Raw genomic sequence first — 12,314 nt, 5'->3', positions numbered from 1 at the left:
GCCTGCTTATACCCAACAGCAGACCCGCTGCCGGGCGGTGCTATACCTGATCCTGCAGCGGGTCTGCTTTGTGGTGCCTGTCGGCTTATCTTTTATCGAGCTGACGCTTGAGTTTTTCTTCTACGTTTTTGAGCAGCTCGTACCAGTTATCGCCGTCATCCTCAGCAAAAGCATCGTTGCCAGGTATACCTACGCGCATGCTCAGTTTTTTGGAGTCAGTGGCGTGGTTGGCCTCTTGTTTAAAGTATACGTCCACAGAGTCGATCTTCTTGGCGTGGCGCTTTAGTTTGGTGATGGTATTGCGGATATGCTGCTGCACGTCGTCCGAAATGGAAATGTCTACAGCCTGTACATCAATCTTTATTCCTTCGAAATTCTCTGTATAGTTCATGTTCTGTCTTATGTGTATTTTCTGAATGCAGGAAGCCTTTTGAGCGGCATCCCAGTGCTGAATTTAAACGGAGGCAAAGCATTAAAGTTTAGCTGTGCAAACACGCTGGCAGAAGCAACATAGCAGCCGCCCGGCTCGTTTTTAAGCATATTCACCCAATATTTAGCGTTATGCAAAACTTACCTATCAACTGGCTGACAGAAGGATTGCTTGACTTTGAATTTAAGAAATATCGTTTGCTGGCCTACCTGCAGGCTGTCCGTGCCGAGTTCGGGCAGCAGCGCCTCTACCCTGTTTTTTCGGACCTGATTATGCACTACCGCCACCTGAAACAAGTGCAGGAGCACAAGAAACTGGTGTACGAATCCTTTCCGCAGCAAATCACCCGCGCTGACTTCGAGAAGCTGGAGTTGGTGTATGAAAAGATCGTGGAGGACGACGAGACCATGGCCCAGATCGAGGAGGTGATCCAATATGCCGCACCGCTTTTTAGGGAGGCCGTCAGCGAGGGCAAGGAGCTGTACGATTTCATTGAGAGTCACCTTGAGATCAACCCCGTGGGCATTACGCCGATGTACTTCAACGAGGGCTACTTATTTCTGGATGCTTTCCCCGGCAAGGAAACGCAGGTATACGTGTACCGCATTACCGTTTTTGAGAACACCTTCGAGAAGTACCGCGGCATCAACACGCAACTACTCCGCACTGTGCGTCGCGGCCTGGCCCAAACACATGAAAACCTGAAGGTACAGCTGGTCAGAGAAAACCAGGAACTGCCCAACCCCGCCACCTTTGTTGTGGTTGCCAAAGTGCCCTGCCCTATCGACAGCGCGCTGTTGCCGATCGCCAAGCGTTCGCTAGTGAAGTACGTGACCCGACTGGCAGCCTGACTTGGTGTAAAAGGTATAAATGTATACCTTCGAACCTCAGAAAACGAAATAACCGATATGGAGATCAACCTCACCCGCGTAGACCAGGACTATCATTTTGAAGCCAGAGGCGCTGCCAATGTAGCCATTAACATTGACGCTAACCCCGAGATCGGTGGCCACAACCAGGGTGCCCGCCCGATGGAGCTCATGCTAATGGGCCTGGGTGGCTGCAGCGCCATCGACATCATCAGCATCCTCAAAAAGCAGCGCCAGCCGATCGAAAGCTTCGATATCAATATAAAGGCCGAACGCCAAAAGGTCGAGGAGTTCAACCTTTTCAGCACCATCCACATCCATTTCAAGCTAGGCGGTCAGTTGGACGAGGACAAGGTACGTCGCGCCATTGAGCTTTCGTTGGAGAAATACTGCTCTGTAGCGGCTATTCTGTATAAGACAGCAACGATTACGCATTCCTTTGAGATTGTGTAGTTAGTAGCTGCGCAATACGAATTACCCCATCCCAGCCTTCCCCTTTTGTCGAGGGCCTCTACCCCCAAAACAGGGGAAGGAGCTTTGGCTATACCAGTTCCTCTCTGTCATCCTGAAAGGATCTTGGTTGAAGGAAGGTTAACCAGTTGCTATAACACACCCCTCTCAAGAGGGGATTTCCTGAAGCCACTCAATTGCAGGTATAGGTGTTGGAGCTGCGGTTTCGTGTGCACGATTAACATCCCCCTGCCCCCTTCGAAGGGGGAGTTGCTGCTACTGCCACTTCTACAGGTATAGCATCGTAGCAAAACTAGCCCCCTGGCAGGTATAGCAAGACTAACTTGCCCCTGCAGCTATGAAACAGATCACTTTGCCAAGTGCACTTTACGACACTCCACTGTCTGAACGTTCAGCAAATTTGGAGGGTCTTGACTTTTTTGCTTACTGGGGGTAGGGGCCCTCTTTCTTTTCATCAAGGAAACAAGTAAGGCCCGCTCGGCCAGGGCAAACTATAAAACAAGTCAGGATGCTATACCTGCTACAGACACTACGCTAGTTGCAAACTGGCCTTCTGCAAAACCACATTTACGCCTTTGCTAAACTTGTGGTATACTATACCTATACTTGGGCCTGAGGCCCCACCATAGCAGACACGAGCGCAGACACTCGCGCCATTAAGGCCTTGCCGTAGAAGAGAAGCTATGAAAAGAGCCACATTCTATGCATACATCTGCAGCAGCTATACCTACATCCCCCCTTTCCCTCCACCAACCTCCCCTATTTCCCGACGAAAGGCTAATAGGCTATATTAGGCTATTCATATAGAAATGCGGTGCCTTGGTATATTCTATTTTCAGGACTCAAAAACTAGCTTTTCCTTTACTGAAGCAATTATTACGGAAGACCGGAGATATGAAGAGAACACATTTACGCCAACTAGAAAAAACTATGAAAAAGAGCCTGCTGCTTGCCCTGCTTGGGTTGAGCACCGTACCGGCTCTCGCGCAGGCACCGCAGGGTGCCCCGCAACAATCCACGGCAGGTATGGCCGCGCCGCGTGGCAACGCTACTATCGTTGGTATCGTGCAGGACGCTGACACAAAAAAACCAGTGGAGTTCGCTACGGTTGCCCTGATCAGCCTGGCGACGGGCAAACCAATCGACGGGGCAATGGCTGACGATAAGGGTCGCTTCACGATCAGCAAGGTAGGTATTGGTAAATACAGACTGCAGGTGAGTTTCCTCGGCTATCAGCAAAAGCTGGTAGAAGACGTAACCGTATCATCTGACAACGCCAGCGTAAACGTAGGTGCGGTGGCCATTGCCTCTGATGCCAAACAGCTAGGCGAGGTGGTGATCACAGGCGAAAAACCATTAGTAGAAGAGAAGATCGACCGCACAGTGTATAACGCCGAAAAAGATATTACCAACTCGGGTGGCAACGCAGCCGATGTACTGCAGAAAGTGCCTTCCCTGGCGCTCGACAACGACGGTAATGTACAGCTTCGTGGCAGCTCGAACGTGCGCGTGCTTATCAACAACAAGCCTTCGGCTATCATGGCGGGTAGTGTGGCCGACGCCCTCAAGCAGATCCCTGCCGATCAGATCAAGTCGGTGGAAGTGATCACCAGCCCATCTGCCAAGTATGATGCAGAAGGTACAGCCGGTATCATCAACATCATCACCAAAAAAGACGGTGGTCTGCAAGGCGTGACCGGTTCAGTGGCAGCCACGGCCGGTACACGCGGCAGCAACGCCAACGCCAGTCTCAACATTCGTCGCGGCAAACTGGGCATCAACGGCACCTTCGGTGGCAACATGTTCTACAACCATGGCAACATGACTAACACCATCTTCGCTGGCAACACAACCAGCAACCAGTTTGGCAAAACCCGCATCAATGGCAAGTTCATGAATGCACTGGTAGGCTTTGACTACGACCTCACGCCGAAGAACAACATATCGGGCAGCATCCGAAGCAACGGCGGTACTTTCCGGATGGAAAACGACCAGGAAGTGACCAGCCGAGAAGGCGACAACCTGATCCAGGACTTCCGAAACGAGATCCGCAACCGCAACCAGCGCATCGGTACCGACTATAACCTCGACTACACCCGCACGTTCAGCAAGCAGGGACAGGAACTTGCACTCCTGTCGCTTTACTCGGTAACCAACACCGACAACGACATCCGCCAGGACTATCTGAACGAGGGCAACGATCCTTATCTGCTGAAGCGCAACCTGAATGAAGGCGCTAACAAGGAATTGACTTTCCAGGCGGATTATACCCATCCGTTTGCCAACAAGACCATACTGGAACTGGGTGCCAAGTCCATTTTCCGCGATGTGGAAAGCGATGCCCTTTACCGTGACATCCTCAACTCAGGGGACGAAACCCGTCGCATCGATGCTTTCTTTTACGAGCAGGATGTGTACTCTACTTATATGACGTACGGCTTCATGCTAAAGAAAAAACTGAACGTGAAAATGGGTGGTCGCTACGAGTTCACAGACATCCATGCCGACCTGCAGGGTGACAATGACTACAGCCTGGACTATGACAACTTTATACCTAGCGTGGCCTTGTCGTACAACCTGAAGCAGAAGCATACATTCCGTGCCAACTTCACACAGCGTATCCAGCGTCCGTCGTTGTTCTACCTGAACCCGTACGTGCAGGAGCAGACTTCCAACACCCGTGTGCAGGGTAACCCCAGACTCGATGCAGAACTAACTGATTTATTTGAACTGGGCTACAGTACCTTCTTCAAGACCACTTCGATCAACGTGACCGGCTACGTGCGCCATACTGACAACGCCATCGAGACGGTAGCGACAATTGATCGGGAAACAGATGCGAGCGGTCTGCCTGTGGATGTGACAACCCTTTCGTTCGACAACATCGCCAAAAACAAAACCTATGGCGTGAGCTTGTTCGGAAACACCAAACCGACCAACAACTGGACGATTGGCGGTAGCTCTAATTTCTATTTTGTAGACCTGAACGGAAAGTACGCCAGCAACAGTGGTTGGATGTACAACATCAACGCCAACTCGTCTTATACCTTCGGAAAGGGCATCACTGCACAGTTTAACGGTGGCTTCAACTCCCGTCGCATCCAGCTGCTGGGTGAGTTCGCTGCCTTCTCTTACCATACCATCGCCATCAAGAAGGAGCTGTTCGACAAAAAGGGCGGAATCAGCCTGGGCCTGGACAACCCTTTCAGAGAGAGCATGCGCATGCGTAACGATGTGCGTGTAGAGGAATCGCCGACCAATCCTAGAGCCTATAGCCAGGAGATCCGCATCAACAACTTCAACCGCGGATTCCGTGTGAGCTTCGATTACCGATTCGGCAAGATGGACCAGCAGCGCGCGCCTAAGCGCAAGAAGAGCATCCGCAACGACGACGCCAAGCAAGGCGACGGCAACGGCATGAACTAAAATTTTAACCCATAACTCTTAACCAGCAAAAGGCCCTCCGCTAAGGAGGGTTTTTTGTTTTCTGCCAGCATTCTCTCCCCTACTTTCAGCCCTAAGCATAGCTCCATTTCTATACCTGACCACGCTACTCAGGCAGCAGGTATAGTGGCTGTTTCGAACGACTGTCCTGTTTCACCCGTATATCAAGGTATAAGTTTTGTTTAATTTTAAGCTAAGAATAAAATGCACGAAGCAGAATATAGAACCAGAGGAAACTGGAATGAACTGAAAGGTAAGATCAAAAAATCTTACGCTGACCTGACCGAAGATGACCTGACTTACCAGGAAGGACAACAAGACGAATGGCTCGGCAAACTCCAGCAGAGGACCGGCAAAGCAAAAGGTGATCTGAAGAAGTGGATCGACTCGCTATAAGCTAAATAAGCCTTTAACAGCTAAAAACACCCCGCATCGGCTACGGCCTGATGCGGGGTGTTTTTTTATACCTGCACAAATACGCACTATGTTAAGACAATATTACTTTTATATTAATTAAATATACCCTATATTCAACGGATCTAACCTTACTATTTTTAAAACAAATTATTGAATTATGGGGAAAAAACTACTTTCCATCATTTTGCCGCTTATGGTACTCTGGTCCGCCAGCGCCTTTGCCCAGGACAGGGCAGTAAGCGGTAGGGTGACAGAAGCCTCGACGGGCAATGGCCTGCCTGGGGTAAGTGTTGCCGTTAAAGGCACAACAATTGGCATCGCCACCGATGCGCAGGGCAATTACCAACTTCGCGTGCCCGAAGCCAATGCTACACTTGTTTTCCGCTTTCTGGGCTATACTACCCAGGAGGTAGCGGTTGGCAACCAGAGCACTATCAATGTCAGTCTACAAACCGATGCCCGGCAACTCGACGAAGTAGTTGTAACGGCGCTAGGCATTGAGCGTAGCGAGCGCTCCCTGGGCTATGCCACGCAGCAGGTGCAGGGCGAAAACCTGACTTTGACCAAAGAGCAGAACGTGCTGGGCTCGTTGTCCGGTAAAGTGGCAGGCGTGCAGGTAACAGGTTCTTCCGGTGCCAGCATGGGCGGTACCCAAAAAATTAAAATCCGGGGTGTAAACTCCCTCAATGGTGGCGACCAGCCCCTGATTGTGGTGGATGGCACCCCTATTTCCAACGCCAACTTTGCCGGTGCCGACCAGGCTGACTACGGTAACCTGGCGCAGGACATCAACCCGGAAGACATCGAGTCGATCAACGTGCTGAAAGGCCCTGCTGCCTCTGCTCTGTATGGTATACGCGGTCAGTATGGCGTGATTATGATCACGACCAAGAAAGGCCAGAAAGGCGCGAAAAAAGTTGGTGTACAGATCAACTCTGCTTTCTCAGTAGAAAAAGCTGTGAACTTTATGCCGCTGCAGAACATGTATGGTGGCGGCTCCAGCCAGACCTGGCGTACCCTGCCAAACGGCGACAAATATGTGGACTTCTCTGTAGATGAAAGCTGGGGACCTAAGATGGACGGCACACCCGTTCGTCAGGTATACAGCTTCTACCCACAGGACCCGGAGTATGGCCAATTGACGCCTTTTGTACCCCATCCTGATAACATTCAGGACTACTACGAGACAGGCTATAACCTGAACAATGGTGTGACTGTAACAGGTGGTAACGAGAACAGTACCTTCCGCCTGAGCGTGAACGACACCCGCGTAGAAGGTGTAGAACCAAACACCTTCCTCAACCGGAACAACGTGGGCCTGAGCGGCAGCCTGGACCTTTCTAAAAAGATGACGGTGTCTACCAACATCAACTACGCCCGCAACAATGCCCAGCGTCCTTCACAGGGCTCGGAGTACGGCGCCCGCTACATGGTGCAGTGGTTCCAGCGCAACGTGGACATGAAGCGCATGAAGAACTACAAATACGATGATGGTACTTTCCTGAACTGGAACCTGCGCAGACCGAGCACAGCCACTGGTGAGGTTACTAACTTCAATGCACTGTACTGGAACAACCCTTACTTCGAGGCATACGAGAACATCAGCAACGATAACCGCGAGCGTGTGTTCGGCGACGTAGGCCTGACCTACCAGATCCTGCCTTCGCTGAAAGTGAGCGGTTTTGTGCGCAACGATAGCTATACCCAGAACATTGAAACCCGCCAGGCTTTTGGTGGCAGAAGAGTACCGGCTTTCACAACTGGTAAGTACCAGGGTCGCGATACTAACTACGAGTTGCTGGCACAATACAACAAAGAGTTCGGCGACTTCTCGCTTAACGTAAATGCCGGTGGCAACATTTTCGACACTCGCTATACCTACCTTTCTATGGCATCGGTGGGCGGACTGGCTACACCGGGCTTCTACCACATCGATGGCTCCATTGACCGTCCGAGCACGAACCAGTATCTGCGTCGCAAGCAAATCCGCAGTATGTTCGGTATGGCTTCTGTGGGGTATAAAGACACGTACTTCATCGACGCATCATTGCGTAACGACATCTCCTCTGCCCTGCCACCAGACAACAATTCGTACTGGTATCCATCTGTATCAGGTAGCGTGGTATTCAGTGAGCTGATCGACTGGTCGCCGCTTTCTTTCGGTAAAATCCGCGCCAGCTACGCACAGGCAGGCTCTGACCTTGGTCCTTACGAAATCTCTCCGTTCTATTCCGTGGGCACTGTCTATGCAGGAGCCACCAGCGTGAACACGCTGTCGGTGCCGGACAACCTGAATAACCCGTTTGTAGAGCCATCATTCGCACATTCGTATGAAGCTGGTTTGGACGTGCGCTTCCTTAATGGCCGCTTAGGTTTGGACCTGACGCTCTATCAGCAGAAAAACAGAAACCAGATCCTGCGCCTGCCGGTATCCGGTACGAGCGGGTATAGCTCCACAACAATTAATGCAGGTCTGATTGAAAACAAAGGTATAGAAGTGGCTTTGTCCGGTACGCCGGTTCAGTCGAGCAACTTTACCTGGAACAGTATTTTCAATGCAGGCCGCAACCGTAACATGGTGGTTGAGCTTCACCCGGAAATTGACGTGCTGACGCATTACTCGACCACTTACTCCTCTGTTACCTCCTATCTCAACTCCTACGAAGGCCAGCCTTATGGTAGCCTTATAGGCCAGGCTTACCAGCGTGACCCTGCTACCGGCCAGAAGCTGATCGGTTCCAACGGCATGCCGCTCTATACCGATGCTACCCACAACTTCGGTACAGTGCAGCCTGATGCGACAGGTGGTTGGCAGAACATTTTTAAGATCTGGAAGTTCGACCTCTCTGCTATGATCGACTACCAGTTTGGCGGCCAGTTCTTCAGCCGTTCTAAAATGCTGGCCGTGCGTACCGGGCAAGACCCACTCACAGTGGCTACCAACGACCGCGGCGCCAATGTACGCGATCCGCTGGAAGCAGGCGGCGGTGTGAAAGTAGAAGGTATCTACGCTCCGGGCACGACAGTGGGTGGTGTAGATGTGAGCGGTCAGCCAGCCTCTAACTACGTGAGCGCGCAGTCATACTACAACACCATAGTGGGACGTCGCGTGTACGAAGAGTGGCTCTACGACGCTTCTTACATCAAGCTGCGCGAACTACGCCTGGGCTATACTATCGACAAGTCTATGCTGGGCCGTCTGCCGTTCCAGACAGTGAGTGTTGCCCTGATCTCCCGTAACGTGGCACAACTGTGGCAGAAAGCTCCGGAAGGCATCGACCCATCCGAGATTTCAACCGGCTCCCAGTCCATCAGCTGGTACGAGTCAGGTATGACCAACTCAGTACGCTCTTACGGCATTAACCTAAACATTACTTTATAAGGAAGATGAGAATGAAGAAAATATATGCAGTTCTTTTGTCGTGCTTTTTGCTGGCGAGCTGCGATAAGTTTGACGAGGACATTAATACTAACCCGAATCAGCCGAGCACTTCCTCGGGTACGCAGCTGATTGCCAATGCGGCGCTTTCGCTGTCGAGCCTGAGTGCCACGCCTTCTGCCCAGTTTCATGCCCAGTATTTGTCCGAGACACAGTACCCGGGCGCGTCCCTCTACCCGGATGGTGGTACCAGCTTTTACTGGATTTACCAGGGGCCACTCATAAACCTGGAAACAGTGCTGACGACTGCTAATCTGAGCGCGACCGAAGGGCCTGTGAATAACCAGCTGGCAGTGGCCAAGATCCTGAAGGCTTACTATTTCTGGCACATGACAGATCGCTGGGGAGATGTACCTTACAGTGAGGCCCTGCAAGGCGCCGAAAACTTCACGCCTAAATATGACACCCAGGAATCGATCTACACCAGCCTGTTCACCTTGCTTGACCAGGCCAATAGCGAGATCACGACCGGTAATATCTCCAACGACATCGTGTACAACGGCGATATTAACAAGTGGAAGCGCCTTGGTAACACCATACGTATGCTGATGGCCCTGCGCCTGTCCGAAGTGGACCCTACCAAGGGTGCCGCTGAGTTCAACAAAGCCCTGGAGGCAGGTATTATAACTTCCAATGCAGACAACCTGGTGTTCCGTCACCTGGCCGATGCCAACAACCAGAGTTACTGGTACGGGCAGGTATCGAACCAGAACCGGGAGTGGTGGGCATTGACCGAAACGCTTGTGAACGAGCTGAAGCCAGTAGATGACCCAAGACTGGAGGTATACGGCACACCGGCCCGCACCTCAGGTGAATACAGAGGCTTGCCTTTTGGCACAATGGAAGGTCTGCCAAACGTAACCAACTACTCGCTGATGGGCCCAGCCATCTGGAAGCAGGACGCACACATACAGCTGGTTACTTACGCACAAGCCCTGTTTGCCAAAGCAGAGGCCGCCAAGCGTGGCTGGATAGCCGGTGGCGATGCAGAAGCTGAAATAAATTACAACAAAGCCATTGAGCAGTCATTGCTGCAGTGGACGGGCAGCACAGCCGGCGCTTCAGATTTACTCAGCCAGGAAGGTGTTGCATATGATCCGGGCAACGCCATCGAGCAGATCGCGACGCAGCGCTGGATACACCTGTTCATGCACGGCTACGAAGCCTGGGCTGAATGGCGCCGCACCGGCTACCCTGCCAACCTGGTGGAGCCTGACGGTAAAGCGGTGCCCCTCCGCAACAGCTACCCGGCCACAGAATCCTTTAACAACGCTGCCAGCTACAACGAGGCAGTTCAGCGCCAGTTTGGCGGACAGGACAACCTGTATGGCCGTGTGTGGTGGGATAAGTAAGAAGTTTGTTTAGTTGAGTGTTTAGCAAACGCCGCTCTCCGAAAGGAGGCGGCGTTTGTTTTGCCAGGGTATGGGGTATTATTCGGAGTCGAGATCAAGACTATGATGTCATGTCAGTGCATTAATTACTGAGGTAGATATCCATTTTATCAGAGAATTAGAGCGGAGGAAAAACGTAGCAGTTAGAGAAAAGTAACTAAGTTTTGCAGCTTTTCGGATATTAACCTAACTCTAACATATATATCCTAGGGAATGGTTATAAACAAAAAGCACCTACCTCTCTGCGAGATAAGTGCTTGATTTTCTGTGGGCCCACCTGGAATCGAACCAGGCACCTACTGATTATGAGTCATTACACCTATTTATCACTTGCTATCATATATTTTCAGATAACCTCATAATCAACTATTTATACACTAATCGTTTGCCTAAATTATCTTATATTTGCCTTTGTTTACATAGAACATGTGCAAATCATGTGCAAATTGTGTTTAAAATGATTCTGTATGAAAGGCGTCACCACCTCCATTTTTTTAGATAACCGCCGACCTTTAAAAGATGGGACTTACCCCGTTAAGCTTCGGGTAACGTATAAAGGCGTAAGGAAATACTATCCTACTTCCTATAGCTTTACTCAAGAAGTCTTTGACAAGGCTCTCTCTCCAAAACCAGGCAAGGATCTCAAAGACTGTAAATTGGAGCTACAGGCGATAGAGCATAAAGCAAATCTAGTCATCGAAAAACTCCCCAGCTTTTCTTTCAGTGAATTTGAAAGGCGCCTGTTCAACAATTCAGCAAGGAATGAAGTGTTTTCCGCCTATGACGAAACCATAGTTAGGCTTAGCAGGGAGGGTAGGGCTGGCACTGCTGACAGCTATGAGAGTGCACGTACATCCCTCTGGTGCTTCCACCACGGGAAAGCTTTTACAGCGAGAAAGGGGGTTTCTAAAAAGGAAATTTCAGCTAGAAAAGAAGCTATGAGCAGCTATACCCCTCTCCCGTTTACCAGCATTACTCCACATTTCCTACGTGATTATGAGCAATGGATGAAAGAAGGCGGCCGTTCAATGACGACCATTGGAATGTACCTGAGAACTTTGAGAGCCCTCTTCAACGATGCCATTGCTTCAGGGGATGTTAATCCTGACCTGTACCCGTTCGGAAAAAGGAAATTCCTAATCCCTTCTGGCGAAAATATCAAGAAAGCGCTCACATTGGCTGATATTAAGAAAATCTTCTCTTATGAGCCTGCCTCAGACAGTGAAGCGCGCAATAGGGATTTGTGGGTATTTTCCTACTTATGCAACGGTATCAATATAAAAGATATAGCTAGACTTAAGTATAAGCAAATTGGGGAGAGCTCTATCAGCTTTGTGCGTTCCAAAACTGAACGCTCCACTCGCCAGCAGCTTAAAACAATCGTAGCCGCACTAACCCCACAGGTGCAGGAAATTATTGATAAATGGGGAAATGAGCCTCTTTCTTCTGAAACCCATGTTTTCCCGATACTTACTGCTGGCCTTACACCAGAGCAGGAACTGGCAAAGGTCAGACATGCAACTAAAACCATCAACACATATATACAACGGGTCGCCGATGCCGTAGGGATTGAGAAGCACGTAACTACTTATACAGCTAGACATTCCTTCTCAACTGTATTAAAGCGCTCCGGAGTACCCACAGCATTCATTTCTGAATCCTTGGGGCATACGAGCGAAAAGACGACTCAGCATTATCTGGATTCTTTTGAAGACCATGCTAGGCATGAGGTCGTTAGTAGATTAACTGCTTTTCCAGAGGAGTAATATTAAGCAACCATATATTTTTTTTATTTTTTTCCTAGCCAAAGCCGCTGCTATAAAATATTGGTTTTAAAGTATTTAAACCATACC

General features: G+C 50.3%; 8 protein-coding genes. 7 read left to right on the top strand and 1 reads right to left on the bottom strand.

Features of this window, described 5'->3' with window-relative positions:
* Positions 1-85: 85 nt before the first annotated feature.
* Positions 86-391, bottom strand: a complete 306-nt coding sequence (hpf, locus tag L1278_RS13560) for a ribosome hibernation-promoting factor, HPF/YfiA family (RefSeq protein ID WP_253405306.1) — start codon at positions 389-391, stop codon at positions 86-88.
* Positions 392-561: 170 nt separating this feature from the next.
* On the opposite strand from hpf, the gene L1278_RS13555 reads away from it, so the two are divergent.
* From L1278_RS13555 to L1278_RS13525, 7 genes are all read left to right on the top strand, one after another.
* Positions 562-1,281, top strand: coding sequence for a hypothetical protein (locus L1278_RS13555; protein ID WP_253405304.1), 720 nt, complete (start codon positions 562-564; stop codon positions 1,279-1,281).
* Between the two features lie 57 nt (positions 1,282-1,338).
* Positions 1,339-1,752, top strand: a complete 414-nt coding sequence (locus L1278_RS13550; RefSeq protein WP_253405303.1) for an OsmC family protein — start codon at positions 1,339-1,341, stop codon at positions 1,750-1,752.
* Between the two features lie 948 nt (positions 1,753-2,700).
* Positions 2,701-5,196, top strand: coding sequence for a TonB-dependent receptor domain-containing protein (locus tag L1278_RS13545; protein WP_253405302.1), 2,496 nt, complete (start codon positions 2,701-2,703; stop codon positions 5,194-5,196).
* 222 nt (positions 5,197-5,418) lie between these two features.
* Positions 5,419-5,610, top strand: a complete 192-nt coding sequence (locus L1278_RS13540; RefSeq protein ID WP_253405301.1) for a CsbD family protein — start codon at positions 5,419-5,421, stop codon at positions 5,608-5,610.
* Between the two features lie 178 nt (positions 5,611-5,788).
* On the top strand, positions 5,789-9,013 hold the full coding sequence (locus tag L1278_RS13535; RefSeq protein ID WP_253405300.1) for a SusC/RagA family TonB-linked outer membrane protein: 3,225 nt from the start codon (positions 5,789-5,791) through the stop codon (positions 9,011-9,013).
* An 11-nt stretch (positions 9,014-9,024) separates the two neighbouring features.
* A complete protein-coding gene (locus L1278_RS13530) occupies positions 9,025-10,422 on the top strand; it encodes a SusD/RagB family nutrient-binding outer membrane lipoprotein (protein ID WP_253405299.1) in 1,398 nt (465 codons plus the stop codon).
* A 506-nt stretch (positions 10,423-10,928) separates the two neighbouring features.
* Positions 10,929-12,227, top strand: coding sequence for a site-specific integrase (locus tag L1278_RS13525; RefSeq protein WP_253405298.1), 1,299 nt, complete (start codon positions 10,929-10,931; stop codon positions 12,225-12,227).
* Positions 12,228-12,314 lie beyond the last annotated feature (87 nt).

This window comes from Pontibacter sp. HSC-36F09, assembly GCF_024171605.1.
Taxonomy (GTDB): Bacteria; Bacteroidota; Bacteroidia; order Cytophagales; family Hymenobacteraceae; genus Pontibacter.
This window is presented reverse-complemented; position numbering and strand designations above follow the sequence as displayed.